Consider the following 25,345-nt stretch of genomic DNA (forward strand, 5'->3'; position numbering starts at 1 on the left):
GATCAGCCTGCAGGCAGCGCAGGGGGCCCCAGGCGCTTGGCCCCGGTGGCGAACGATGCCCGCTGGATGCGCCCACCCACCACCTCGTAAACACACAACATTTCCACCGTGCCCAGGCCCTCGGGGAAGTTGCGGGTGATCAGCTCGTAGTCCACCACCATGGCGCCCACCAAGGTGCGCGACAGCAGGCGCGCATGCAGGTCGGGCTCGGCAAAGCGCGCCAGAAACCGCTCCCGCATCTGCGCATGGCCCTGGGCCAGACGCTCACCGTGCAGCACATACTGCTCGGCATCGGGGGCATAGGTGGCCAGCAGCGCGTCGATGTCCTTGGCGTTGTAGGCATCCAGCTGCGCCTGCACCACGGCAAGGGGTGGCAAGACCGGGGCCATGGCTACACCCCCCAGACCACATCCACCTGCTCGGCGGCACTGCGGCGCAACATCTCGATGAAGGGCGCCACGCGCTGGCGCAGGCGCACGGCCTCCATGCGCTCTTGTTCGGTCACCTCTTCACCCGCTTCATCCCCCGATGGCTGCGCCTCTTCGGCGGCCACCGCCGCCTCCAGCGCAGCAATGGCCGCAGGAATCTGGGCGGCAGTCACGATTCCGCTCGGCCCGGGGGTCTTGCCCATGATGGTCACGATCTGCCGCCCCTGAGGTTCCAGCATGATCAGATCGGCGGCGGCGCGGGACTTGAATTTGTAAAGCATGGGATAGGAAAGCCTTCTCAGGTCAGGTCACAAAAGGGCGTGCAAACGCATGCCCCCTAGGCCCTTGATTGTGCGCCGGACAGGCCGGGGTGCCCCCAAAGACCCGCACGGGAACCCCCCATTGACAGTAGTTTGTTTAGGTCTAAACTATTTTGACATGAACATCCTCTGCATTGGCGGCGGGCCCGCCGGTCTCTATTTCGCCCTGCTGATGAAGCAGCAGAACCCCGCGCACCGCATCACGGTGGTCGAGCGCAACCGGCCGTTCGATACCTTTGGCTGGGGCGTGGTGCTGTCGGACCAGACGCTGGCCAACCTGCAGGCGGCCGACGCGCCCACGGCAGCCCTGATCGGCGACGCGTTCAACCACTGGGACGATATCGAGGTGTTTTTCAAGGGGCGCAGCGTGCGCTCCACCGGCCACGGCTTCTGCGGCATCGGCCGCAAGCGGCTGCTCAACATCCTGCAGGACCGGTGCCTGGCGCTGGGCGTGGAGCTGGTGTTCGAGACGGACGTGGCCGACGACCAGGCGCTGGCCGCCCAGTACAACGCCGACCTGGTGATCGCGAGCGATGGCCTCAACAGCCGCATCCGCACCCGCTACGCCAGCGTTTACCAGCCCGACATCGACCTGCGCCAGTGCCGCTTCGTGTGGCTGGGCACCAAGAAAAAGTTCGACGCTTTTACGTTTGCTTTCGAGCAGACCGAGCATGGCTGGTTCCAGGCGCACGCCTACCAGTTCGACGCCAACACCTCCACCTTCATCGTCGAGACGCCCGAAGCCGTGTGGAAGGCCCATGGTCTGGACGCCATGGAGCAGCCCGAGGCGATTGCATTTTGCGAAAAGCTCTTCGCGAAGTATCTGGACGGCAACGCCCTCATCAGCAACGCCACACACCTGCGCGGCTCGGCCAACTGGATCCGCTTTCCGCGCGTGATCTGCAACACCTGGGTGCACCGTGAACCCATCGGCGGCAAGCAGGTGCCCATCGTGCTGATGGGCGATGCGGCGCACACGGCGCACTTCTCGATCGGCAGCGGCACCAAGCTCGCGCTCGAAGACGCCATCGACCTCGCCAACGAGTTCGCCACCGGCCTGCCCATCGACGACGTGCTGCAGCACTACGAGGCGCGCCGGAGCGTGGAGGTGCTCAAGATCCAGAATGCGGCGCGCAACTCTACGGAATGGTTTGAAAACGTGGCGCGCTACACCGGCATGCCCATTGAACAGTTCACCTACTCGCTGCTCACGCGCAGCCAGCGCATCAGCCACGAGAACCTGCGGCTGCGCGATGCCGCATGGCTGGAGGGCTATGAGGCCTGGCTCGCGGGTGGCAAGGCCGCGATTCCGCCCATGCTCACGCCTTTCACACTGAAAGCCCTCACGCTCAAGAACCGCATCGTCGTCTCGCCCATGGCCACCTACAGCGCGGTCGAAGGCGTGCCGCAGGACTTCCATCTGGTGCACCTGGGCGCGCGCGCCCTGGGCGGCGCCGCGCTGGTGATGGTGGAGATGACCAGCCCCACACCCGAGGGCCGCATCACCCCCGCCTGCCCGGGCCTGTGGAATGACGAACAGCAAAGCGCCTTTGCACGCATCGTGAGCTTTGTGCACGCCAGCAGCACGGCCAAGATCGGCCTGCAGCTGGGCCACAGCGGCCCCAAGGGCTCCACGCGCGTGGGCTGGAAGGGCACGGACGAGCCACTGGAGGCGGGCAACTGGCCCCTGCTGGCCGCCAGCCCCCTCGCCTACGGCGCGCAGAACCAGACGCCTGCCGCCATGACCCGCGCCGACATGGACCGGCTTACCGCCGCCTTCGTGGACAGCGCCCGCCGCGCCGTGGCCTGCGGCTTTGACTGGCTGGAGCTGCACTGCGCACACGGCTACCTGCTGGCCAGCTTTTTGAGCCCCGCCACCAACCAGCGCACCGATGAATACGGCGGCAGCCTGGAGAACCGTTGCCGCTACCCGCTGGAGGTGCTGACCGCGCTGCGCGCCGTGTGGCCCGCCGACAAGCCGCTCTCTGTGCGCATCTCGGCCCACGACTGGCTCCCCGATGGCAACACCGCCGACGACGCCATTGCCATCGCGCGCTTGTTCAAGGCCGCCGGTGCAGACCTGATCGACGTGTCCTCCGGCCAGACCACGCGCGACTCACGGCCCGTGTATGGCCGCATGTACCAGACACCGTTTGCCGACCGCATCCGCAACGAGGTGGGCATTGCCACCATGGCGGTGGGCGCGATCACCGAGGCCGACCACGCGAACAGCATCATCGCGGCCGGCCGCGCCGACCTGTGTGCCATTGCCCGCCCGCACCTGGCCGACCCGGCCTGGACACTGCACGCCGCCGCACAGCTGAGCCCCCAGGCCGCCGCCCACACCGACTGGCCTGTGCAATACCACAGCGGCCGCGACCAGATGCTGCGCGAGATTGCCAAACAAAAGCAGATGGCCGCGCTGGCCGCACCGGCGCAGGAATCCAGCAAACCCGCAGCCATCGAGTAAACCACCATGGACCTCGAAGCCCGCCTGCACGGCGCCGCCCCCAGTGAACACCCCGAGGCCCTGCGCCTGTGGCTGCGCTTGCTCACCTGCACCCAGCTCATCGAAAAGCAGGTGCGCAGCCACCTGCGTGCGCAGTTCGACACCACCTTGCCGCGTTTTGACCTGATGGCGCAGCTGGAGCGCGCGCCCGATGGCATGAAGATGAAGGAACTCTCGCGCCGCATGATGGTGACGAGCGGCAACATCACCGGCATCACCGACCAGCTCGTGGCCGAAGGACTGGTGGAGCGCATGGATGTGGAGGGTGACCGTCGCGCCTACCTGGTGCGCCTCACACCCCAGGGCCGCGAGCAGTTCAACACCATGGCGCGCCAGCACGAGCAATGGATCGTCGAAGCCTTCGCCTCGCTGGGCGAGCGCGACATCGCCACCTTGTACCGCTTGCTGGGCAAGGTGAAAGAACATACACAGGAGACAGCCGAATGAAGCACTACATCGGGGCAAGCAACCCCATGCGCGAGCAGTTCAACCCGCAAGCTAGCTATGTGGCCGAGCATTTCAGCTGGAGCTTTGCCGATGGCGTGGGCACCATCACGCTCAACCGGCCGGACCGCAAGAACCCGCTCACTTTCCAGAGCTATTCCGAGCTGCGCGACTTCTTCTACGCCCTGCGCTTTGCCACGGATGTGAAAGCCATCGTGGTCACGGGTGCGGGCGGCAACTTCTGCTCGGGCGGCGACGTGCACGAAATCATCGGCCCGCTCACCACCATGACCATGCCCGAGCTGCTGGAGTTCACACGCATGACAGGCGACCTGGTGAAAGCCATGCGCGCCTGCCCGCAGCCCGTGCTGGGCGCCATCGACGGCATCTGCGCCGGCGCGGGCGCGATGATGGCGCTGGCCTGCGACATGCGCTACGGCACCGAGGCCACCAAGACCGCCTTCTTGTTCACCCGCGTGGGCTTGGCTGGGGCCGACATGGGTGCCTGTGCGCTGCTGCCCCGCATGATCGGCCAGGGCCGCGCGAGCGAACTGCTGTTCACCGGCCGCGCGATGACGGCGCACGAAGGCCTGGCCTGGGGGTTCTTCAACGATTTGTACGAAAGTGCCGACCTGCTGGCCAACGTGCAGGCCACCGCGCGCGCGCTGGCCGATGGCCCCACCTTCGCCCACGGTATGACCAAGACCATGCTGAGCCAGGAGTGGAGCATGACCATTGAGCAGGCCATCGAAGCCGAAGCGCAGGCCCAGGCCATCTGTATGCAGACCGAAGACTTCCGCCGCGCCTACGAAGCGTTCGCCGCCAAGCAGAAGCCCGTTTTCCAAGGGGACTAACAACATGCACGTAGCCACGCCGCCCGCCCCTTGCCCACCTTCGACGGCACACCTGGCCCTGCCGTTTTTTGATCACGCCCACCGCGCGCTGGCCGAGGGCCTGGTTCCGTGGGCGGCCACGCAAGAGGTGGATGAAACCGACGACCGCGCCGCCTGCCGCGACTGGGTGCAACGCCTGGGCACGGGCGGCTGGCTGCGCTACTGCGTGCCCGCCGCCCATGGTGGCGCGCTGCCCGCACTCGACTCGCGCGCGCTGGTGCTGCTGCGTGAGACGCTGGCTTACCACTCGCCGCTGGCCGACTTTGCGTTTGCGATGCAGGGGCTGGGCAGCGGTGCGATCACGCTGGCGGGCAGCCCCGCGCAGCAGGCGCACTACCTGCAGGGCGTGGCACGCGGTGAGCTGATCGCCGCGTTTGCGCTCTCCGAACCTGAGGCGGGCTCGGATGTTGGCGCTATGAAAACAGTAGCAGAAAGCGCTTACCCATCAGGCGGTAGCGGCCAAAAAGACTCATATTCCTTGACCGGAACCAAGACCTGGATCAGCAACGGAGGCATTGCCGACTTTTACTGCGTGTTCGCCAAGACCGACCCGGCCGGGGGCACGCGCGGCATCAGCGCCTTCATCGTTGATGCGAACACGCCGGGGCTCGACACCTCGCGCCACATCCATGTGATGGCGCCGCACCCGCTGGCCACGCTGGAGTTCTCCAACTGCAAAGTGCCTGCCACTGCGCTGCTGGGCGAGGAGAACGGCGGCTTCAAGCTGGCCATGCGCACGCTCGACATCTTCCGCGCATCGGTCGCCGCTGCCGCCCTGGGCATGGCCCGCCGCGCGCTGGCCGAGGCGGTGCACCACGCCCGCCAGCGCCGCATGTTCGGCCAGACGCTCGCCGACTTCCAGCTCACGCAGGCCAAGCTGGGCGAGATGGCTGCGCTGGTGGACAGCGCCGCGCTGCTCACCTACCGCGCGGCCTGGCTGCGCGACACCGGCCAGGTGCGCGTGACTGCCGAGGCGGCCATGGCCAAGATGACCGCCACCGAAAACGCCCAGCGCGTCATCGACACGGCGCTGCAGCTGCACGGCGGGCGCGGTGTGGAGGTGGGCAGCAAGGTCGAATCGCTGTACCGCGACATCCGCTCGCTGCGCATTTACGAAGGCGCGACCGAAGTGCAGCAGCTCATCATCGGCAAGGCCGTTCTGCAGGAGTAATCGCATGAAAGCCCCCTCCGCCCAGCCCGACCACTTCGTGCACGACCGCTTGCCGCCGCCCGAGGCCTGGCCCACACTGCGCTACGACCTGCCCGAGCTGCAGATCGCCAACCAGGCCAACCTGGTGCAGGCGCTGTTCGACCAGGCCGAACGTGCGGGCCACATCGACCGCCCCCTGTTGCGCGGCCCGCACCGCACGTACACCTACCGCGACGCCCGCACCGAGGCCGCGCGCATTGCCGAGGTGCTGACGCAGGACCACGGCCTGGTGCCCGGCAACCGCGTGCTGCTGCGCGGTGGCAACACGGTGGAGATGGCGCTGGCCTGGCTGGGTACCGTCTATGCGGGGCTGGTGGCGGTGGCCACCATGCCGCTGCTGCGCGCGGGCGAGCTGGGCAGCATCATCGACCGTGCCCAGCCCACGCTGGCACTGTGCGACGGCCGCCTGTTGGCCGAGCTGCAGGCCGCGCAGACGCAGCACCCCGTGCTCGCCACCATCGTGCCCTTCCACACAGCGCCGGATGCGGCCGACCTGCTGCAGCGCGCGCAGGGCAAGCCCGGCACCACACCGCCCTGCCCCACGTCGGCGGACGACATCGCGCTGATGGCGTTCACCTCGGGCACCACGGGCGCACCCAAGGCCGCCGTGCACACACACCGCGATGTGCTGGCAGGCTGCGAGGCCTGGCCGCGCCATGTACTCAAGGCCACACCTGATGACATCGTGGCAGGCTCGCCGCCCCTGGCGTTCACCTTCGGCCTGGGCGGCTTGCTGGTGTTTCCGATGTGGGCCGGGGCCAGCGTGTACTTCCCCGACCAGCCCTATACACCCGAAACCATGGTGCGGCTGATGCGCGATGCGGGCGTGACCATCTGCTACACCGCGCCCACTTTCTACCGGCAGATGGCACCCTTTGCCAAGCAGATCGGCCTGCCCCAGCTGCGCACCAGCGTGAGCGCGGGCGAGGGTCTGCCGGACGCCACGCGCCAGCTGTGGAAAGAGGCAACCGGCCTGGACATGACGGACGGCATTGGCGCCACCGAAATGTTCCACATCTTCATTTCCTCGCCCGGCGGTGAGAGCCGGCGCGGCGCCATCGGCAAGGTGGTGCCCGGCTATACCGCCAAGGTGGTGGACGATGATGGCAATGAGCTGCCGCGCGGCACCGTGGGCAAGCTCGCGGTGATTGGCCCCACGGGCTGCAAGTACCTCGACGACCCGCGCCAAGCCAAGTATGTGAAGGACGGCTGGAACTACCCCGGCGATGCGTTCACCCAAGACGCCGACGGCTACTTCTTCTACCAGGCGCGCGACGACGACATGATCATCACCGCCGGCTACAACGTGGGCGGCCCCGAGGTCGAAGACGCCCTGTTGCGCCACCCGGCCGTGGCCGAGTGCGGCGTGATCGGCGTGCCCGACGAGGAGCGCGGCATGGTGGTCAAGGCCATCTGCGTCCTGAAGCCCGGGCACACGGGCGACGCCGCCATGGTCAAGACGCTGCAGGACCATGTGAAGGCCACCATTGCTCCGTTCAAATACCCGCGCCTGGTGGAGTTCGTCACGGCCCTGCCCCGCACCGAAACCGGCAAGCTGCAGCGCTTCAAGCTGCGCCAGGGTGCGGCTGCATCACCCTCCGCCGCTTCGCCCAATTCCACAAAAACAACATGACGATGAAAAACACCCTTTTGCAGCCCGAAGGCTGGGTCACCCCCAAGGGCTACGCCAACGGCGTGGCCGCGCGCGGCACGATGGTCTTTACCGGCGGCCAGATCGGCTGGAACGCGCAGCAGCAGTTTGAGAGCGACGACTTCATTGCCCAGACCAAGCAGACGCTGCTGAACGTGCGCGCCGTGCTCGAAGCCGGTGGCGCAGGTCCCGAACACCTGGTGCGGCTGACCTGGTACGTGACCGACCGCAACGAATACAACAGCCGCCTGAAGGAGCTGGGCGCGGTCTACCGCGAGGTGCTGGGCAAGAACTTTCCGGCCATGGCCTGCGTGCAGGTGGCGGGGCTCATGGAAGAGCGCGCGAAGATCGAGATTGAAGCGACGGCAGTGATTCCCCCCTGAGTCGCCTGCGGCGCCTTCCCCCGAGGGGGACGCCACCCGTGGCCTGGCAGAGCCAGCTCCACGGTGGCACTCGCCCAGGTCCTGCCAGTGCTACGCGCTGCGCCACCTGTACTGCGCACGGATGAACCACCGCTGCAAGGCTTGCCCGTACAGGATGAACGCCAGCGCCGCCCCAATCAACGGCAGCGCGGCAAACACCCAGCCCGTGAGCAACTCGCCCCCCAGCGCCACGCCCACCAGCAAAGCCACCGCAGGGTTCACAAACGAATAGCTGCCCGCCAGCGCTGCGGACGTGTTCTGCAGCAGCCACAGGTACGCATTGAGCGCGACCAGCGTGCCAAACACCAGCAGGTAGACCCACGCCGCCCACGACTTCGCGCTGACCTCGCCCAGGGCCGAGAGCGGTTCGAACCACAGCGCCACCACCAGCCCCATCGCGCCGCCCGCAAACCATTGCGCGGCCGAGGCCATGGCAGGTGCGGGCAACGAGAGCTTGCGCGAGGCATACGAACCGACGCTCCAGGCCAGCGGCGCACCAAAGGCCAGCAGCGCACCCAGCCAGGTGGTGGAGAAGTCACCTTCCAGCGCCAGCAGCAGTGCGCCCACCACGCCCAGCGCTAGGCCGATCCAGCTGGTGACCGGCACGCGCTCGCCACCCCAACGCGACCACAGCGCCAGCCACATGGGCATGGTGGTGACCACCGTGGCCATCAGGCCCGAGCCAATGCCCAGCTTTTGCGCAAAGCCCATCAGGTTCATGGCCAGGAACACCATGCAGCCACCCACCACCACCGAGTTGCGCCACTGCCGTGCCGTGGGCAGGGCATGGCCTTGCCACAGCGCGATGAGCAGCATCACCCCCCCGGCACACAGGAACCGGATGGCATTCATGAGCAGAGGCGGCATGGTCTGCACCGCTATGCCGATGGCGAAATAGGTGGTGCCCCAGACGATGTAGACCAGCAGCAGCGCCAGGGCTACTGCCCAGCGGCGCTGTGGTTGGGCTTGCGCGTTGAAAATTGCCGGCATATTCTTCACCTGACCGAATAATTTATGGAAACCGCGAGGTTTTCGGAATTTTTACCAAAATCGAGCGGCTATGCAAGCAAATATTCAGACAGATGACATGGACGCCAGAATTATTTCGGCACTGGGCGCGGATGGCCGACGTTCCTATGCCGATGTGGGGGCCGAAGTGGGACTGTCCACCGCCGCAGTGCACGAGCGCGTGAAGAAGCTGCTGGACAAGGGCGTGATTCGCCGGTTTTCGATCAGCGTGGACCCGGAACGCGTGGGGCTCAACTTCACCGCGTTTGTGGCGATCCGCAACGATGGCGGCGCGCACTGCCGCGACATTGCGCCGCGCCTGCGCGGTATCCCCCAGGTGGAGGAGTTGCACAGCGTGGCTGGCGAGCACGACTTCCTGGCCAAGATCCGCACCACACACGCACGCGGGCTGGAGGACGTGCTCTACCAGATCAAGGCGATTCCCGGCGTGGCGCGCACCACGAGCACCGTGGTCCTGAACACCGAATTCGAGGACCGGCCGCTGGACCTGGGCTGGGTGAATGGCGACAAGGGCGGCTGATGCAGGGCGGTGGCCCCGGTCCCGCCGCGCGGCTGTTTACGCCGCTACCGGAGCGCGGTCCGCCTCAGTGGCAACAGCCGCCGGGGCCTGCACCAGGCGCTGCACCAGCGCCATGTAGTAGCCCAGCGGGGGCGTGACCAACCCCGGCACCTTTGCATGGTCGTCATAGCGGCGCAGGCGGATGGCCTCCTGCGCAAAGGGCTGGGCCGCAAACTGCATCGCCTCTTTGGGCGTGAAGGGCCCGCCCTGCAGCACCAGGCTGTGCTGGGACGCGGGCGAGAGCGTCTCCCAGTACCCCGGCTCCATGGTGCACAGGTAGCGCTTGGCATCCACATGCAGGCGGATGGGCTCCAGCACCGCGTCGGGCAGCAGGCCCCGCAAGAACGGGATGGCCATGTACTGGTGCAGGTCGTCCTGCTCGGCCGTGTCGCCCCCGGGCGCCAGCAGGTGGCCCAGGTCGTGCAGCAGGGCAGCGACGACAGTGGCCGGGGTTTCACCCGATTTTTCGGCCCACTGCGCGCACTGCAGTGCGTGCTCGAGCTGGCTGACCGCCTCGCGGCCGTACTGGTTCACGCCCCGGGTAGCGAGCAGGTGGGCAATGTCTTCAAGGCTCAATGCCATGGTGTGCTCCTTGTCAGACCAGCGCCTTGCGGATGCGGGCCGACACCAGGTCGATGACGCTCACCGTGACCACAATGATGAGCATCACGGCGCAGGTCTCGGCGTACTGGAAGCCCCGGATGATTTCCCACAGCACCACCCCAATGCCCCCGGCGCCCACCATGCCCACCACCGAAGCCGAACGCACGTTGGCCTCGAAGCGGTACAGCGTGTACGAGATCCACAGCGGCATGACCTGCGGGATCACGCCATAGATGATTTCGTGCAGTGCGCTCGCGCCGGTGGAGCGGATGCCTTCCACGGGCTGCGGGTCAATCGCCTCCACGGCTTCGGAGAACAGCTTGGCCAGGGTGCCCGAGGTGTGGATCCACAGGGCCAGGACACCTGCAAAAGGCCCCAGGCCCACGGCCACCACAAACAGCATGGCAAACACCATTTCGTTGATGGCGCGGCACGCGTCCAGCACGCGGCGCACCGGCTGGTAGACCCACCAGGGCACGATGTTGGACGAGGCCAGCAGTGCCAGCGGCACGGCGGTGACCACCGCCAGCGCCGTGCCCCACAGCGCGATCTGCAGCGTGACCAGCATCTCCTGCACATAGATCTGCCACTGCGCAAAATTGGGCGGAAAGAACTCCGCCGCATAGCTGACCATGTTGCCCGAGTCGTTCCACAGATCGAACGGGCGCATGTCGGCGCCCTTCCAGGACGCCGCCAGCAACACCAGCAGGATGCCCCACGACAGGTACCAGGCCAGGCTGCGCTTGGGCGACGAGGTGCCGGCCAGGGTGGCCAGCGAGGGATTCAAAGCAGAGGACATGGAGACACCCGGGTCGCAACAAGAAACCTACGGATTACTTCAACGACGCCAGCTGCTGGTCGATCTCGGCCAGGCGGGTCTTCTTGTCAGCATCGGCCAGCGTCGCGTCGGCCTCGATCTTGTTGCGCTTGCCGAAGAGGTCTAGCTGGCGGATGGGGGTGAGCTGGGCATTGGTCGATGGTTTGAAGCCCGAGAGCTTGGAGATCTTCATCACGATCTCCTTCTCGCGCGCATCGGTCTTGGCGTAGTTGTAGAAGAAGTCGCGGATCTTGGTCTTGGTGGCCTCGGGCAAGTCCTTGCGCATCACCAGCGGGTCCAGCGGAATCAGGGGCGAGGTCCAGACGATCTTGATGTCCTTGAACTTCTCGGGCTGGCGCTCCTTGATCTTCTCCAGGTTCTCGCTGTTGTTGGTGGCCACATCCACCTGCTTGTTGGCCACGGCCAGCGCGTTGGTCTCGTGGTTGGCGCTGCGCGTGATCTTGAAGTGCGTCTTCGCGTCGATCTTGTTCTGTGCAAAGGCGTAGTAGCCGGGCACCAGGAAGCCCGAGGTGGAGTTGGGGTCGCCGTTGCCAAAGCTCAGCGACTTGCCGTTCTTGAGCACGTCATCCAGGGTGGCCAGGGGGCTGTCCTTGTGCACGATGAGGTGCGAGTAGTAGCCCTGCGTGCCGTCTGCGTTCACCATCTGCGCGAAGACTTCGCCATTGGCGCGGTCCACGGCTTCCATGGCCGACTTGTTGCCCAGCCAAGCCACCTGCATCTTGTTGAAGCGCATGGCTTCGATGAGGCCTGCGTAGTCGGACGCAAAGAAGGCATTGATCTTCAGACCGGTCTGCTTGGCCATGTCATCCAGCAGGGGCTGCCAGTCGGCCTTGAGGTTTTGTGAGGCCTCGGTCGAGATCATGCCGAAGTTGATGTCCTGGGCCAACGCGCCCGTGGTCAAACCCAGCCCGATCGTCAGGGCGGCACACAGTTTCTTGAACATGTTGAAAGCTCCAGAGAAAGGAATTGAAAAGAAACAAAAGACCGTTCAGGCGGCCTGGACCATGGCGGGCGTCCACTGCGGGACGGGTGTTGGGGCATGCACGGGTGCTGGTGGGGCACCCGCTGCATCCGACAGAATTTCGTCGGCGTGCACGCCATAGAGGCTGCGCAGCAGTGCGGGCGTGAGGGCCGCCGATGGGCCGTCGTACACCACCTGGCCGTGGTGCAACGCCACCACGCGGGGGCAGTATTTGATGGCCACATCTACCTGGTGCAGCGACACGATGACGGTGCAGCGGTCCTCGCGGTTGATGCGGGCCAGGATGTCCATGACCTTGCGCGAGGATTCGGGGTCCAGCGAGGCGATGGGCTCGTCGGCCAGCACCACCTTGGCGCCCTGCACCAGCGTGCGTGCAATGGCCGCGCGCTGCTGCTGCCCGCCGGACAAGGTGGACGCACGCTGTGCATGGCATTCGGCAATGCCCACGCGGTGCAGCGCCTCCAGCGCCAGCGCACGCTCCTGCGGCTTGAACATGCGCAGCCAGCCGCGCCACCAGGGCGTGCGGTGCAACAGGCCCACCAGCACGTTCATCAGCACGGGCAGTCGGTCCACCAGGTTGAACTGCTGGAACACAAAGCCCACCTGCGAACGCACCTTGCGGATGTCACTGTGAATGCGCCCCGCCTGCTGCACGCAGCGGCCATCCACTTCGATCAGCGAATCGCTGGACGCATCGGCCACCACCAGGCCCGCCACGTGGCGCAGCAAGGTGGACTTGCCCGATCCCGAGGCACCAATCAGCGCCACCATCTCGCCGCGCTGCACGGTGAGGTTGATGTCGCGCAGGGCGTGTTTGCCGTTGGCGAAATGCTTGTTCAGTTGGTGGATGTGCAGTGCGGCGGTCATGGCAGCCTCCTCGGGGTTAAGTCGTCTAGACAACCGGAGTTTGGTTGCGGGGCGTGACAATGCTTTGACAGTTGGGAGAAGTTTGGATGTCAGGAAAGACTTGCACGCGCTCTACAGGACGCGCTGCCCTTCGCGCCACACCCCACGCACCACGGCCTGGCGGCCGCCATCGGGCAGCTCGGCCATGTGCACCTGCACCAGGTCGGCGCGCAGGCCGGGCGCCAGCGCGCCCCGGTCCAGCATGCCCGCCGCCTTGGCCGGGTTGTGGGTGACGGTGGCCACGGCCTGTGGCAGAGGCAGGATGTCGTCCTGCACCAGCCGCATCACCGCGCTCAGCAGGCTGCCGGGCACATAGTCGGACGAGAGGATGTCCAAGAGCCCCCTGCGCGCCAGGTCGGCCGCTGCCACGTTGCCCGAATGCGAACCACCACGCACCACGTTGGGCCCGCCCATCACGGTGAGCAAGCCACGTTCGTGCGCAGCCTGGGCTGCGGCCAGTGTGGTCGGGAACTCCGACATTGCGGCCCCTTCGGCATGGGCCTGCTCCACATGGGCCACCGTGGTGTCGTCGTGGCTGGCCAGCGAGATGCCGTGTGTGCGGCAGTAATCCACGAAGTACGCACGGTGGGGCTCGGCGTACTGCGCCTGCAGCGTGGCCGCGTGCGCCACCTGGCGCTCGAATTTCTCGGCGCTCCAGCCCTTCTTGCCGGTGTAGTAGGTGCGCGCCTGCTCGATGTTCTCCCACTGGCGCTGGCCTGGGGTGTGGTCCATCAGCGAGATCAACGACAGGCGCGGGTGCCCGTGGAAGGGCTCGAACAGGTCGATGGTGTTGGGCGCAGGCAGCTCGCAGCGCACATGCAGGTGGTGGTCGGCCCGCAGCAGGTTGCGTTCGGTGCAGGTGTCGATGGTGTCGAGCACGCGGTTCCAGGCGCTGCCGCGCAGGCTGTCCACGTCGGCCTCGCCCACGCCCAGAGCGTCGAGCACCGTCGTGATGCCTGCGGCCGCAATCTCAGCGTCGTGCGCCAGCAGTGCGGGCATCTCGGCCCATTGCACCTTGGGGCGCGGCATCAGGTGGCGCTCAAAGTTGTCGGTGTGGATTTCGACCAGCCCGGGCAGCAGGTAGTCGCCCCCCAGGTCGATGCCTTGCAAGGCCGCGGTGGCCCCGCTGTCCAGCGACGCAATGCGCCCGCCATCCACGTGCAGGCTGCCCAACACCACTTCGCCTGGCAGCACCATGCGGGCGTTCTTGAACACAGTCGCATTCATGCCGATGCTCCCCGGAAGTCACCCACGTTCACGCGGCGCGTGGCCACGGCGGCGCCCACCTGCGCATCATGAAAGATGCCCACCAGGGCCGCGCCGCGCGCTACGGCCTCGCGAATCATGGCAATCACCGTTTCAGTGTTGGCCGCGTCGAGCGATGCGGTAGGCTCGTCCAGCAGCAACAGAGGCTTGGGCTTGATCATGTTGCGGGCGATGTTGATGCGCTGCTGCTCCCCGCCGGAGAACGTGGCGGGTGGCAGATGCCACAGCCGCTCGGGAATGCGCAGGCGGGTCAGCCACTGGCGGGCGGCCTCGCGCGCGACCTCGATGCCCACAGGGTCGTCTCCGGCGTCTTCCGCCAGTGGTTCGGCCACCACGTCCAGCGCCGACACGCGCGGGATGACCCGCAGGAACTGGCTCACATAGCCCACGGTGTCGCGCCGCAGCTGCACCAGCGCACGCGGCGTGGCCTGCGTCACATCCACCACGGCGCCATTGGCCGAGCGCACGGTGATGCTCCCTGCATTGACCCGGTAGTTGGCGTAGATCATCTTGAGCAGCGTGCTCTTGCCCATCCCCGAGGGGCCGTCCAGCACCACACATTCACCGGGCTGCACGGCCAGGTCCACCTGGGCGAGCACGGGCAGTTCGATGCCGTTCTGGTGGTGCAGGGTGAAGCGCTTGGCCACTCCTTGCATCTGGAGAATGGGCGCAATGGAAGGGGGCTGGTTCATGGCTGCAGTACCGAAGAAACGAGGAGCTGGGTGTAAGGGTGTTGCGGGTCGTCAAGCACCTGGTCGGTCAGGCCAGCCTCCACCACGCGGCCGCGTTGCATGACCACCATGCGGTGGGCCAGCAGGCGTGCCACGGCAAGGTCGTGCGTGACCACAATGGCCGCCAACTGCATCTGCCGCGTGAGCTGGCGCAGCAGGTCCAGCAGGCGCGCCTGCACTGATACATCGAGGCCCGAGGTGGGTTCGTCCATGAACACCAGGCGGGGCTGCGTGACCAGGTTGCGCGCAATCTGCAGGCGCTGGCGCATGCCGCCCGAAAACGTGCGTGGTGCGTCGTCGATGCGCGCCGCGTCGATCTCCACACGCTGCAGCCATTCGGTGGCCGTGGCGCGCAAGCGGCCATAGTGGCGCTCGCCCAGGCCCATCAGGCGCTCGCCCACGTTGGCACCGGCGGACACATCCATGCGCAGGCCGTCTGCCGCGTTCTGGTGCACAAAGCCCCAGTCGGTGCGGGCCAGCAGACGCTGCTGCGCTTCGGTCATGGCATAGATGTCCTGCAGCTCTCCGCTGCGCTGGCGGAACTGCACCGTGCCTTCGTCCGGGGCGCTGCGTGCTGCAATGGCGTTGAGCAGCGTGGACTTGCCGGAGCCCGACTCGCCCACCACGGCGAGTACCTCGCCGGGCCACAGGTCAAAGGACGCGCCTTGCAGCGCCACGCGGTCGCCATAGCGCTTGCTGACGTTGCGCACGCTCAGCAGCGGCGCAGAAGGTTCGGGGTGATTCATGTGAGGGTCTCGACAACAAAGCTCAGGCCATGCTGCGCAAAGCCCAAGGATTCATAGAAGGCATGCGCGCCCTTGCGGCGGGCGTTGGACGAGAGCGCGAGCTTGTAGCAGCCCGCGTCGCGCGCCTGCTGCATGGCGTGGGCCATCATCTGGCGGCCAATGCCTTGGCCCTGCTGGTCCTGTGCCACCACCACGTCTTCCACGATGGCCGAGGGCGTGCCCCGGTGCGCCAGGTTGTGCATGACGAGCAGCGCATAAGTGCCCACCACGGCGCCGTGCTGCGCGGGGTCGCAGGCCACCCACAGGCGGTAGCTGGGGTAGCGGGCGAACTGGGACCACACGGCCTGGGCTTCTTCCAGGGTCAGCACGTCGGCCGGGCTGTCTTCAATGGCGGCATACAGCGCCAGCACGCTCTCCAGGTCTGCCTGCCGGGCTTCGCGGATGTGCACGGTGCTCATGCGGCGCCGCCTTCCACCCGCGCCGTTTCGGCCTTCTGCGCCTGGCGCTCCTGGCAGTAGTCCGAGTCCGAACACACATGCATGCGGCCGCCCTGGTCGTCGGTGATGACCTCGTCCAGAAAGCTGTCGGTGGCGCCACACAGCGCGCACGCAGCATCCCAGCGCTGCACCTCGAACGGGTGATCCTCAAAACCCAGGCTCTCCACCGGCGTGTAGGGCGGCACGGCGTAGATGCGCTTTTCGCGGCCCGCGCCAAACAGCTGCAGCGCGGGGTTCATGTGCATCTTGGGGTTGTCGAACTTGGGGATGGGCGACGGCGCCATCACATAGCGGCCGTTGACCAGCACGGGGTAGTCGTAGGTGGTGGCGATGTGGCCGTAGCGCGCGATGTCTTCGTAGAGCTTGACGTGCATGAGCCCGTACTCGGCCAGGCCGTGCAGGGTGCGTGTCTCGGTCTCGCGCGGCTCCAGGCGCTGCATGGGCTCGGGCACGGGCACCTGGTAGACGATGACCTGGCCTTCGGCCAGCGGCGTCTCGGGGATGCGGTGGCGCGTCTGGATCAGCGTGGCTTCGCGCGTGCGGGTGGTGGTTGCCACGGCCGTGGTGCGCTCGAAGAAGCGGCGGATGTTGACCGCGTTGACCGTGTCGTCCGAACCCTGATCGATGACCTTGAGGCAGTCCTGCGGGCCGATGATGGATGCCGTGACCTGGATGCCGCCTGTGCCCCAGCCGTATGGCAGGGGCATTTCGCGCGAGCCAAACGGCACCTGGTAGCCGGGAATGGCCACCGCCTTGAGGATGGCGCGGCGGATCATGCGCTTGGTGCGCTCGTCCAGGTAGGCAAAGTTGAAGTGGCCGTCCACCGGGGCGGCGTCGGCGGGCAGGCCCATCACGGCGGGTTCCATGGGCGCGTTCATGCGGCATCCTCCTCGGCGGTGGTTGTGGGGTGGGCGGCAGCGGCGCGCATCTTGCGCACCAGCTCCAGCTCGGACTGGAAGTCCACGTAGTGCGGCAGCTTCAGGTGCTGCACAAAGCCCGAGGCTTCGAGGCTGTCGCTATGGCCCAGCACAAATTCCTGCATCTGCGCGGGGGACTCGACGGGTTCGCCCAACTCATCCGCACGCAGGGCGCGGTCCACCAGGCTCATGGCCATGGCCTTGCGCTCGCTGTGGCCAAACGCCAGGCCGTAGCCGCGCGTGAACTGCGGGGGCTGGCTCTTACTGCCCGCAAACTGGTTCACCATTTCGCATTCAGTGATCTCGATGTCGCCAATGTCGATGGCAAAGCCCAGCTCTTCGGGTTCGATCTCCACCGCCACCGTGCCCAAGCGCACCTCACCCACAAACGGGTGCGAGTGCGAGTAGCCGCGCTGTGTGGAATACGCCATGGCGAGCAAGAAGCCCTCATCCCCGCGCGCCAGGTTTTGCAGACGTGTGGCGCGGTTGGCAGGGAAGCGCAGTGGCTCGCGGGTCAGGTCCCTGGGCGCCGGATCGCCCGGGGGCACGGGGCGGGTCTCGATCAGGCCTTCCTGGTTGAGCAGGTCCACCACACGGGGTGTGGGGCAAGGTGGCACCGCAGCTGCCGCAGCGGCTGGCGGCGTCACTGTGCCTTCGGCCAGCAGCTTGAAGTCCAGCAGTCGCTGCGTGTAGTCGTACGTGGGGCCCAGCACCTGCCCGCCGGGCAGGTCCTTGAAGGTCGCGGAGATGCGCCGGTCCAACGCCATGCAGCTGGTATCCAGCGGGCAGGTGGTGCCCAGCCGCGGCAGCGTGGCGCGGTAGGCGCGCAGCAAGAAGATGGCTTCCACCAGGTCGCCCGCTGCCTGCTTGATGGCGAGTGCGGCGAGTTCGGGGTCATACACCGAGCCCTCGGTCATTACCCGGTCCACAGCCAGCTTGAGCTGCTGGCGGATCTGCGCTACCGAGAGTTCAGGCTGTGCGGCATCGCCCCGGCGCTGGCGGGCCAGCAACTGGTAGCTGTTGAGAATGGCGGCTTCTCCGCCTTTGACGGCTACGTACATGCTCAGGCCTCCTGAAGGGCAGTGGCACCGCGCGTTGCCCGCGTGGTGCGTGGCAGACCCACGATGTGGTCTGCAGTGGCCAGCAGCAGATCCACACCGCGTGGAAACACTCCATGGTTGGCCGCCCACTGGGCCTCGAAGTCGTCGGGCAAACCATCCACCTGCAAGGCCGCCACCTCCTGGATGCCGGGGCCACGCAAGTGCCACGCATCACTCGCGTCCACCGTGGTGGCGGCACGCGATACATCGACCACGCAAGTCGCTGACTGATCGGGGTAGATGTCGGTACCCAGGGCCAGACGGTTCAGGGCAGGCAGCGCATCACCCTGCGCCACCCACACAAAACGAGCCTGCGCAGCGTCGGCCACCACAGTGCAGCCTGTGTGAAAGCGCAGCCAGGCACCGGCATCACTGGCTGCCAGCTTGGGCGAGAGCCACAAGGTGCAGTCGCTGTCGAGCAGCGCCAGCAGCACGGCAGCCGATGCGGAATGCCCCACGGCAGGAGCCTGCGCATCGTGTTCGACCGCGACCGTGCGGCCGGGGTGCGACAGCGCCTGCAGCACCGCGCGGAACACCGCCTGGCTGCCAAAGGCTTCATTCGAAAATCCGGCACCCAGCGATGCCAACGGGGTCGTGCTCATTCGGTGTCCTCGTCGTTGTCGGCACCGCTCTCGCGCGCCACGGTAAAGAAGTCCACCTTGGTGCTGGCAGCCCGCGCCTGGCGCTCGGCCTGGGTGTGGCGCAGGTGGTTGCGGATGGGTTCGAGCAGTTGTGCGTCCAGCACCGGCTGCTGAACAGGGTCTTGCAGCAGCGCATCGGCCAGGGCCGCCAGCTGCACCTGGCGGTGCGACCGGCCCAGCACGTAGGCCACGCCCACAGTGGCCTCGGCGGCGTCCGATGCGTCGGCCACGCGCAGCGCGCAGCGGGTGACGGTGACCTCGCCCAGGTTGAAGCGCTCGCCCGTGCCACCGGCGCGGCCCTGCACCATCATCAGGCCGGTCTCTGGTGCACGCAGCCAGCGCGCGGGGCGCGTGGCGTGCTCGTGCAACGCAGATTCGAGCAGCCCCAGCGGCGCCCGGGCCAGCAGCGCCATCCACTGCGCGCGGCCCAGGGGGCGGCCCGGCCCCGGGTTGTCAAAGGCTTGAAACATGGAAGTGGTACCCTGAAAGTTGTATAGACAAATTGAACAACTGGCGCCAGCTTAAAGAGCGCGCATGTAGGTTTCATGACAGCCAGCACCACCTCTCTCACGACCCCGTTGCAGGTCCCGCAAGCACCACCACTGCGCCCTGCGCGCGACAGCTTCTGGACGCGCATAGCCGCCGAGTTGGCCGAGGCCATCGGCAGCGGCGTCTATCCGCCAGGCCAGCGACTGCCCTCGGAACACGCGCTGGCCGAGCAGTTCGGCGTGAACCGCCACACCATCCGCCGCTCGCTCGCCAGCCTGTGCAGCCAGGGGCTGGTGCGCATCACGCAGGGCAGCGGCACCTATGTGGAAGACTTTGCGGTGGACCTGGTGCTGGGCAAGCGCACGCGCCACCAGCAAGGTCTGGCGCAGGCCGGTCTGCGCGGCAGCCTGGTGGTGCTGCAGGCCCAGACCACGCGCGCCACGGCGGCGCTGGCCAAGGCGCTGCAGGTGCCCGCGCGCAGCCCGCTGCTGGCGCTGCGCGTGCGGGGCGACGCCGAGGGCCAGCCCCTGCACATCAGCGAGCGCTACTTTCCCCTGCCCCGCTTCGAGAACCTGGCGGCCGTGGTGCGCGAGACCGGCTCCATCACTGCAGGCTTCACCGCCCATGGCGTGGCCGACTACACGCGCCGCGAAAGCCGCATCACCGCCGAGCTGCCCAGCGCCGAAGTAGCTGCCCAGCTGCGCCAGCCCGCGTCACGCCCCGTGCTGCAGGTGGAGAGCCTGAACGTGGACCTGGCAGGCACGCCCATCGAATGGGCCCGCGCCTGGTTTGCGGGCGACCGCGTGAAACTGACGATTGACCACAATGAACACGCCTGACATGCCACCCACCCACCACCGCTATGCGGTTTACTTTGCGCCCAACCCGGGCAGCCTGGGCTGGCTGGCCGGCAGCCACTGGCTGGGGCGCTGCGCCGCGCTGCTGCAGCCGCTGCAGCAGCTCGCCATCGACGGCGTGGCGGCCGACGCGCTGCACCGCCTGACCGCAGCACCCCGCCGCTACGGCTGGCACGCCACGCTCAAGGCGCCGTTTGCACTGGCGCCCGGCACCGACTGGATCACGCTGCACCAAACCGTGCAGGAGGTGGCGCGCGGGCTGCAACCCTTTGTGCTGCCGCCGCTGCAGGTGCAACGCATCGACGACTTTCTGGCGCTGGTGCCCCCGGCGTTGCACCCCGCCAATGCGCAGATCCAGGAGACCGCCGCCACCTGCGTGACGGCGCTGCAGCCCTTGGCCGCGCCCCTGTCCGAGGATGACCTGGCCCGGCGCCGCGCAGCCGGGCTCACCGCCCGGCAGGACGCGCTGCTGCAGCAATGGGGCTACCCGTTTGTGCTGGACGAGTTCCGCTTTCACATGTCCCTCACCGGCAGCCTGGCGCAGGTAGACGCACCCACGCAGTCGCTGGTGTTCGAGGCCGCGCAGGAATTTTTCTCGGACCTTCCCATCCTGAAGTTCAACAGCCTCGCCTTGTTCGCAGAGCCCACGCCCGGCGCAGACTTTGTGCTGCTAGACCACATGGAGATGGGCGCATGACAGCCGGTCGGCTGGTCTACTGCATGGGCCCCTCGGGCGCGGGCAAGGACAGCCTGCTGGACTGGCTGCGCGCGCACCTGCCCCAGCCCAGCCCCGTGCACTGGGCGCAGCGCACCATCAGCCGTGCTGCCACGTCCGGTGGCGAAGCGCATGAGGGCGTTTCCCCCCAAGCGTTTGTTGCGCTGTGCAGCGAGCACGCCTTTGCCCTGCACTGGCAGGCCAACGGCCTGCGCTACGGCGTGCGGCATGCGCAACTGGCGCCGCTGGCGCAGGGCCACTGGGTGCTGCTCAATGGCTCTCGCGCCTACCTGCCTGAGGCCCTGGTGCGGTTCCCGGACCTGGTGGCCGTGCACATCACCGCCAGCCCGCAGGTGCTGCGCGAGCGCCTGCTGTTGCGCGGCCGCGAGACGCGCGAAGAGGTGAAGGCCCGGGTGCAGCGCGCGCTGGCCTACACCCCGCCCCCGGATGCTGCCAGCCTGGAGGTGCACAACGACGGCGCGCTGGTCGATGCGGGCCAGCGGCTGCTGAACGCGCTGGAAAATTTGCCGGGCTGGCCCCGGCGCAGTGGCAAACTTTCGCCCATCGCTCCCATCCTTTCCAGCACGCCATGACCACCATCACGATCTATCACAACCCGAAGTGCGGCACGTCCCGCAACACCCTCGCCATGATCCGCAACAGCGGCGTGGAGCCCGAGGTCATCGAATACCTGAAAGCCCCGCCCGACCGCGCCACGCTGGTGGCGCTGATTGCGGCGACCGGCGAGCCGGTGATCAACGCTGTGCGGACCAAGGAGGCGATCTTCGCCGAGCTGCAGCTGGACGCACCGGGCGTCACCGACGCCCAGTTCATCGACGCGATGCTGCAGCACCCCATCCTCATCAACCGTCCCATCGTGGTCACGCCCCTGGGCACGCGGCTGTGCCGCCCGTCCGAGAAGGTGCTGGACATCCTGCCCGCACCGCAGCAAGGTGCCTTCACCAAGGAGGATGGCGAAGTCGTCATCAACGCGCAGGGCCAGCGTGCCTGAGGCAATCTCGCGCGCCCCCACCATGGCCCACCGCGCGGCATGAGTGCCGCGTCACAACGCTGGACCGTGGCGCGCCTGGGCACGGCCCAGACGCTGGCCTGGGCCTCGTCCTACTACCTGCCCGCCATGCTGGCCGCGCCCATGGCGCGCGACCTGGGTGTGGCCACGCCCACCGTGTTCGCGGCGTTTTCGGTGGCGCTCATCGTGTCGGCGCTGCTCGGGCCCTTGGCGGGCCGGGCCATCGACCGCCATGGTGGCCGCCCGGTGCTGGTGGGCACCAACCTGTTGTTTGCAGCTGCTCTGGCGGGCATGGCCCTGGCGCAAGGCCCGGTGGGCCTGTTTGCCGCGTGGGTGCTGATGGGCGTGGCCATGGGCTCGGGCCTGTACGAGGCTGCGTTTGCCACGCTGGTGCGGCTGTACGGTCAGGGCGCACGCAGCGCCATTACCGGCATCACGCTGATCGCGGGGTTTGCCAGCACCGTGGGTTGGCCGCTGTCGGCTTGGATGGAGACGCAGTGGGGTTGGCGCGGCGCGTGCGCGGGCTGGGCCGCATTGCACTTGCTGGTGGGCGTGCCGCTCAATGGATGGCTGCCCCGTGCCGACACCGCAAGGAAGCCGCACCTAACTTCGGGGGATGAACCTGTGGCGGACACCTCGGAACCGGCTGCACCCGCCCCGTCCGCTGCCGCTCACCCGCTGCGCACCACCGTGCTGCTGTCGTTTGTGTTTGCGGTCACCTGGTTCACAAGCACCGCCATGGCAGCCCACCTGCCGCGCCTGCTGCAGGCCAGTGGCACATCGCTGCAGGCGGCAGTGGCTATGGCCGCGCTGGTGGGCCCTGCGCAGGTGGCGGCACGCCTGCTGGAGTTTAGTTTTCTGCGCCGCCTGCACCCGCTGCTGTCGGCCCAGCTGGCTGCCGCCACACACCCCGTGGGCGCGGGCCTGCTGATGGTGCTGGGCGGGCCTGCTGCGGCAGTATTTACCGTGCTGCACGGGGCAGGCAACGGGATACTGACCATTGCCAAGGGCACGCTGCCACTGGTGCTGTTTGGGCCAGCAGGCTATGGCGCCCGCCAGGGCCTGATGATGGTGCCCGCCCGCGTGGCACAGGCGTTTGCACCAGTGCTGTTTGGCATGCTGCTGGACAGCGCCGGGGCAGCGGCCCTGTGGCTCACCACACTGCTGGGCCTGGCCGCGTTGGGAGCGCTGTGGCTGCTGCGTCCTGTGGCGCGGGCCTGAACGATCAACCGCGCGGCACCACAAACGCCTTCCGCGCCGCGAGCGCTGCGGGGCGCGAGTGGCAGCCTTCCAGGTGGTCGTTGACCAGACCCATCGCCTGCATGAAGGCGTACACCGTGGTGGGTCCCACAAAGCTCCAGCCGCGCTTTTTCAGGTCCTTGGACATGGCAATGGATGCGGGCGAAGTGGACAGGGTGCGCGCCACTTCGCGCGTGAGCCGCTCGGGCCGGTCAGCAGCGGCCGGCTCGTAGCGCCAGGCGTAGTGCGCCAGCGAGCCGAACTCGCGCCGCAGCTCCAGCACACGGCGCGCGTTGTTGATGGTGGACTCGATCTTGCCCCGGTGGCGCACGATGGCCGTGTCCTGCACCAGGCGCTCGACCTCGGCCGGGCCGAAGGCTGCGACCTGCTCGGCCTCGAAGTTCGCGAGCGCGGCGCGAAAACCCTCGCGCTTGTTCAGGATGGTGAGCCAGCTCAGGCCGGACTGAAAACCCTCCAGGCAGATCTTCTCGAACAGCCTGCGGTCGTCTGCCACCGGAAAGCCCCACTCGGTATCGTGGTAGTGGCGGTACAGCGGCGTGGCCTGGCACCAGGTGCAGCGCGGACAGCCGGCTTCGTCAGCAAACAGGCCGTCAGCCAGTGCGGGTGGGCGAGCAGGATCTTGAGCAGTCGGAGGGGTCATGCGCGGCATTCTAGAAACCACCACAGCCAGGCTGCTGACAGGGCGGGTACAAAGGGCCCGATCTGCCCATAAACTGCACTGCATGCGCCAGCCACTTCCCCGCCTGCGGGCCACCTTCAGCCTGATGTTTTGCCTGGTACTGGGCGGCTGCGCCAGCACCACCGGCCCCTCCAACGCGTGGGGCTACTACTGGCAGTCGCTGCGCGGGCACATGCAGATCCTGCATGCCGCAGAACCCATTGACGACTGGGTGGTGCGCAAAGACATCTCGCCCGCCCTGCGCGAACGGCTGCAGCTGGCGCAACGTGCGCGGGCTTTTGCGGTCACCGAACTCGGCCTGCCCGACAACGCCAGCTACCGCCGCTATGCCGACCTGAAGCGATCCGCCGCCGTATGGAACGTGGTGGCTGCGCCGCCCTATTCGCTGACGCTGCACACCTGGTGCTTTCCGGTGACGGGCTGCATCGGCTACCGGGGCTACTTCACCGAGGCGGCAGCGCAGGCCGAGGGCGCCGAGCTGGCCGCGCAGGGCCTGGAGGTGGAGGTGTACGGCGTGCCTGCCTATTCCACACTGGGCTACATGAACTGGGCGGGCGGCGACCCGCTGCTGTCCACCTTCATCGCCTGGCCCGAGGGCGACTTCGTGCGCCTGCTGTTCCACGAGCTGGCACACCAGGTGGTCTATGCCAAGAACGACACCTTGTTCAACGAATCCTTTGCCACAGCGGTGGAGCGCATCGGCGTGGCGCAGTGGCTGGCCACGCAATCCACCCCCGCAGCGCGCGAAGCCTATGCCACCAGCGAGGCGCGGCGCAGCGCCTTCCGCGCGCTGACCCGGGCCACACGCGCTCACCTGGCTGCCATTTATGAGCAAAAAGAGGCCTCTGCGCGCGATGATCAAGCGTTAGCAGCTATCAAAAGTGAAGCAATGCAGCGTTTCAGAGCGGACTACGCCGCGCTGCGCGAGCGCTGGCTGCAACCACAGGGCGGCACCGCGCCCCAGGCCACCACCGCCCAGGTGGCCGGTTACGACCGCTGGGTGGCACAGGCCAACAACGCCAGCTTTGCGGCCCAGGCCGCCTACGACGAACTGGTGCCCGCATTCGAAGCCTTGTTTGAGCGCGAAGACCGCGACTGGCCCCGGTTTTATGATGCCGTACGACAACTGGCGCAGCAGCCCCAGCCCGAGCGGCACGCGGCGCTGCGCGCCCTTATACCTGACCCCCAACACCTCAAGGAGACAGCCGGTGCCTGACATTCATATCCACCGCGAACACCACCTGGGCTTCAAGGAAGCCCGCAAGGTCGCCTTCTCCTGGGCCGAGAAGGCCGAAGAAAAATTCGACATGGAATGCACCTACGAAGAGGGCGAGAAGGAAGACCTGCTCACCTTCACCCGCACCGGCGTCAAGGGCACGCTGCTGGTGGATGCCCACCAGTTCGAGATGAAGGCCCAACTGGGCTTTTTGCTGGGCGCCTTCAAGGACCGCATCGAGGCCGAGATTGGCGAGCAACTGGACGCGCTGCTCAACGCGCCGCACCCAGCAACCAAGAAGCACGCCGCCGACAAGAAGAAACCGGCGGCAGACACCGAGGCTGGCAAGCCAGCCCCCAAGGCAGCAGCCAAGCCTGCCGCCAAGGCCAAGAAGGCCTAACCACCGC

Annotated in this window: 30 protein-coding genes; 14 read left to right on the forward strand and 16 right to left on the reverse strand. The window is 67.2% G+C overall.

The genetic code is table 11. The features are described 5' to 3' along the window. Positions 1-2 precede the first annotated feature (2 nt). Both CBY09_RS10390 and CBY09_RS10395 read right to left on the reverse strand, forming a co-directional pair. On the reverse strand, positions 3-389 hold the full coding sequence (locus CBY09_RS10390; protein ID WP_094289169.1) for a nuclear transport factor 2 family protein: 387 nt from the start codon (positions 387-389) through the stop codon (positions 3-5). 2 nt (positions 390-391) lie between these two features. Beyond that, a complete protein-coding gene (locus CBY09_RS10395) occupies positions 392-709 on the reverse strand; it encodes a DUF1840 domain-containing protein (protein WP_094289171.1) in 318 nt (105 codons plus the stop codon). A 157-nt stretch (positions 710-866) separates the two neighbouring features. On the opposite strand from CBY09_RS10395, the gene CBY09_RS10400 reads away from it, so the two are divergent. The 6 genes from CBY09_RS10400 to CBY09_RS10425 are packed head-to-tail and all read left to right on the forward strand — an operon-like array spanning position 867 to position 7,838. Further along, positions 867-3,218, forward strand: coding sequence for a bifunctional salicylyl-CoA 5-hydroxylase/oxidoreductase (locus CBY09_RS10400; protein ID WP_094289173.1), 2,352 nt, complete (start codon positions 867-869; stop codon positions 3,216-3,218). A gap of 6 nt (positions 3,219-3,224) precedes the next feature. Beyond that, entirely contained in the window at positions 3,225-3,704 is a 480-nt protein-coding gene (locus CBY09_RS10405) for a MarR family winged helix-turn-helix transcriptional regulator (RefSeq protein ID WP_094289175.1), read from the forward strand. Next, a complete protein-coding gene (locus tag CBY09_RS10410; RefSeq protein WP_094289177.1) occupies positions 3,701-4,555 on the forward strand; it encodes an enoyl-CoA hydratase family protein in 855 nt (284 codons plus the stop codon). The genes CBY09_RS10405 and CBY09_RS10410 overlap by 4 nt, the downstream gene beginning before the upstream one ends. Positions 4,556-4,559: 4 nt before the next feature. After that, entirely contained in the window at positions 4,560-5,765 is a 1,206-nt protein-coding gene (locus CBY09_RS10415) for an acyl-CoA dehydrogenase family protein (RefSeq protein ID WP_094289179.1), read from the forward strand. Between the two features lie 4 nt (positions 5,766-5,769). Then, positions 5,770-7,437: an AMP-binding protein gene (locus tag CBY09_RS10420; RefSeq protein ID WP_094289181.1), complete on the forward strand. Its 1,668-nt coding sequence runs from the start codon at positions 5,770-5,772 to the stop codon at positions 7,435-7,437. Positions 7,438-7,439: 2 nt separating this feature from the next. Continuing rightward, positions 7,440-7,838: a RidA family protein gene (locus CBY09_RS10425; protein ID WP_094289183.1), complete on the forward strand. Its 399-nt coding sequence runs from the start codon at positions 7,440-7,442 to the stop codon at positions 7,836-7,838. Between the two features lie 90 nt (positions 7,839-7,928). Here CBY09_RS10425 and CBY09_RS10430 read toward each other — a convergent pair whose 3' ends face one another. Then, positions 7,929-8,867: an EamA family transporter gene (locus CBY09_RS10430; RefSeq protein ID WP_094289185.1), complete on the reverse strand. Its 939-nt coding sequence runs from the start codon at positions 8,865-8,867 to the stop codon at positions 7,929-7,931. 97 nt (positions 8,868-8,964) lie between these two features. Between CBY09_RS10430 and CBY09_RS10435 the strand changes: the two genes are divergently transcribed. Beyond that, a complete protein-coding gene (locus CBY09_RS10435) occupies positions 8,965-9,426 on the forward strand; it encodes an Lrp/AsnC family transcriptional regulator (RefSeq protein WP_056059735.1) in 462 nt (153 codons plus the stop codon). A gap of 36 nt (positions 9,427-9,462) precedes the next feature. Here the strand turns inward: CBY09_RS10435 and CBY09_RS10440 are convergent, their stop codons facing one another. The 12 genes from CBY09_RS10440 to phnG all read right to left on the reverse strand — a co-directional run bounded on the left by CBY09_RS10440 (position 9,463) and on the right by phnG (position 19,162). Next, positions 9,463-10,047, reverse strand: a complete 585-nt coding sequence (locus tag CBY09_RS10440; RefSeq protein WP_094289187.1) for a phosphonate degradation HD-domain oxygenase — start codon at positions 10,045-10,047, stop codon at positions 9,463-9,465. 13 nt (positions 10,048-10,060) lie between these two features. Continuing rightward, positions 10,061-10,867 carry a phosphonate ABC transporter, permease protein PhnE gene (gene phnE, locus CBY09_RS10445; protein WP_056059739.1) on the reverse strand — a complete coding sequence of 269 codons (807 nt, stop codon included), beginning with the start codon at positions 10,865-10,867 and terminating at the stop codon, positions 10,061-10,063. A 34-nt stretch (positions 10,868-10,901) separates the two neighbouring features. After that, entirely contained in the window at positions 10,902-11,849 is a 948-nt protein-coding gene (gene phnD, locus CBY09_RS10450) for a phosphonate ABC transporter substrate-binding protein (protein WP_055399982.1), read from the reverse strand. Between the two features lie 45 nt (positions 11,850-11,894). Further along, positions 11,895-12,755, reverse strand: a complete 861-nt coding sequence (gene phnC, locus CBY09_RS10455) for a phosphonate ABC transporter ATP-binding protein (protein ID WP_094289189.1) — start codon at positions 12,753-12,755, stop codon at positions 11,895-11,897. Between the two features lie 111 nt (positions 12,756-12,866). After that, positions 12,867-14,021 (reverse strand): alpha-D-ribose 1-methylphosphonate 5-triphosphate diphosphatase, encoded by a 1,155-nt coding sequence (locus CBY09_RS10460; protein ID WP_056745671.1) that lies wholly within the window; start codon positions 14,019-14,021, stop codon positions 12,867-12,869. Further along, a complete protein-coding gene (phnL, locus tag CBY09_RS10465; RefSeq protein WP_094289191.1) occupies positions 14,018-14,752 on the reverse strand; it encodes a phosphonate C-P lyase system protein PhnL in 735 nt (244 codons plus the stop codon). The genes CBY09_RS10460 and phnL overlap by 4 nt, the downstream gene beginning before the upstream one ends. Continuing rightward, on the reverse strand, positions 14,749-15,537 hold the full coding sequence (gene phnK, locus CBY09_RS10470) for a phosphonate C-P lyase system protein PhnK (RefSeq protein WP_055399975.1): 789 nt from the start codon (positions 15,535-15,537) through the stop codon (positions 14,749-14,751). The genes phnL and phnK overlap by 4 nt, the downstream gene beginning before the upstream one ends. Beyond that, complete coding sequence (locus tag CBY09_RS10475; protein ID WP_094289193.1) at positions 15,534-15,995, reverse strand: GNAT family N-acetyltransferase; 462 nt, start codon at positions 15,993-15,995, stop codon at positions 15,534-15,536. Before CBY09_RS10475 ends, phnK begins: the two co-directional genes overlap by 4 nt. Beyond that, positions 15,992-16,912: an alpha-D-ribose 1-methylphosphonate 5-phosphate C-P-lyase PhnJ gene (locus CBY09_RS10480; RefSeq protein WP_094289195.1), complete on the reverse strand. Its 921-nt coding sequence runs from the start codon at positions 16,910-16,912 to the stop codon at positions 15,992-15,994. Before CBY09_RS10480 ends, CBY09_RS10475 begins: the two co-directional genes overlap by 4 nt. Continuing rightward, a complete protein-coding gene (locus CBY09_RS10485) occupies positions 16,909-18,012 on the reverse strand; it encodes a carbon-phosphorus lyase complex subunit (RefSeq protein ID WP_094289197.1) in 1,104 nt (367 codons plus the stop codon). The genes CBY09_RS10480 and CBY09_RS10485 overlap by 4 nt, the downstream gene beginning before the upstream one ends. Before the next feature lie 2 nt (positions 18,013-18,014). Continuing rightward, positions 18,015-18,653: a phosphonate C-P lyase system protein PhnH gene (gene phnH, locus CBY09_RS10490; RefSeq protein WP_094289199.1), complete on the reverse strand. Its 639-nt coding sequence runs from the start codon at positions 18,651-18,653 to the stop codon at positions 18,015-18,017. Next, complete coding sequence (gene phnG / locus CBY09_RS10495) at positions 18,650-19,162, reverse strand: phosphonate C-P lyase system protein PhnG (protein WP_094289204.1); 513 nt, start codon at positions 19,160-19,162, stop codon at positions 18,650-18,652. Before phnG ends, phnH begins: the two co-directional genes overlap by 4 nt. A 75-nt stretch (positions 19,163-19,237) precedes the next feature. Here phnG and phnF point away from each other — a divergent pair, with 75 nt between their 5' ends. The 5 genes from phnF to CBY09_RS10520 are packed head-to-tail and all read left to right on the forward strand — an operon-like array spanning position 19,238 to position 23,004. After that, positions 19,238-20,020: a phosphonate metabolism transcriptional regulator PhnF gene (gene phnF / locus CBY09_RS10500; RefSeq protein WP_094289206.1), complete on the forward strand. Its 783-nt coding sequence runs from the start codon at positions 19,238-19,240 to the stop codon at positions 20,018-20,020. After that, on the forward strand, positions 20,007-20,735 hold the full coding sequence (locus tag CBY09_RS10505) for a DUF1045 domain-containing protein (protein ID WP_094289208.1): 729 nt from the start codon (positions 20,007-20,009) through the stop codon (positions 20,733-20,735). Before phnF ends, CBY09_RS10505 begins: the two co-directional genes overlap by 14 nt. Then, the gene (gene phnN, locus CBY09_RS10510; protein WP_094289210.1) at positions 20,732-21,346 is read left to right on the forward strand and encodes a phosphonate metabolism protein/1,5-bisphosphokinase (PRPP-forming) PhnN; all 615 of its coding nucleotides are present in this window, start codon (positions 20,732-20,734) and stop codon (positions 21,344-21,346) included. The genes CBY09_RS10505 and phnN overlap by 4 nt, the downstream gene beginning before the upstream one ends. Next, positions 21,343-21,765 carry an arsenate reductase (glutaredoxin) gene (arsC, locus tag CBY09_RS10515; protein WP_094289212.1) on the forward strand — a complete coding sequence of 141 codons (423 nt, stop codon included), beginning with the start codon at positions 21,343-21,345 and terminating at the stop codon, positions 21,763-21,765. The genes phnN and arsC overlap by 4 nt, the downstream gene beginning before the upstream one ends. A 39-nt stretch (positions 21,766-21,804) precedes the next feature. Continuing rightward, a complete protein-coding gene (locus tag CBY09_RS10520; protein ID WP_094289214.1) occupies positions 21,805-23,004 on the forward strand; it encodes an MFS transporter in 1,200 nt (399 codons plus the stop codon). A 4-nt stretch (positions 23,005-23,008) separates the two neighbouring features. On the opposite strand, the gene CBY09_RS10525 is transcribed toward CBY09_RS10520, so the two are convergent. Further along, positions 23,009-23,683, reverse strand: coding sequence for a DNA-3-methyladenine glycosylase I (locus tag CBY09_RS10525; protein WP_094289446.1), 675 nt, complete (start codon positions 23,681-23,683; stop codon positions 23,009-23,011). 82 nt (positions 23,684-23,765) lie between these two features. On the opposite strand from CBY09_RS10525, the gene CBY09_RS10530 reads away from it, so the two are divergent. After that, positions 23,766-24,938 (forward strand): aminopeptidase, encoded by a 1,173-nt coding sequence (locus tag CBY09_RS10530; RefSeq protein ID WP_094289216.1) that lies wholly within the window; start codon positions 23,766-23,768, stop codon positions 24,936-24,938. Then, positions 24,931-25,338, forward strand: a complete 408-nt coding sequence (locus CBY09_RS10535; RefSeq protein ID WP_094289218.1) for a polyhydroxyalkanoic acid system family protein — start codon at positions 24,931-24,933, stop codon at positions 25,336-25,338. Before CBY09_RS10530 ends, CBY09_RS10535 begins: the two co-directional genes overlap by 8 nt. Positions 25,339-25,345 lie beyond the last annotated feature (7 nt).

Source organism: Acidovorax kalamii, assembly GCF_002245625.1.
In the GTDB taxonomy this organism is placed as follows: domain Bacteria; phylum Pseudomonadota; class Gammaproteobacteria; order Burkholderiales; family Burkholderiaceae_C; genus Acidovorax; species Acidovorax kalamii.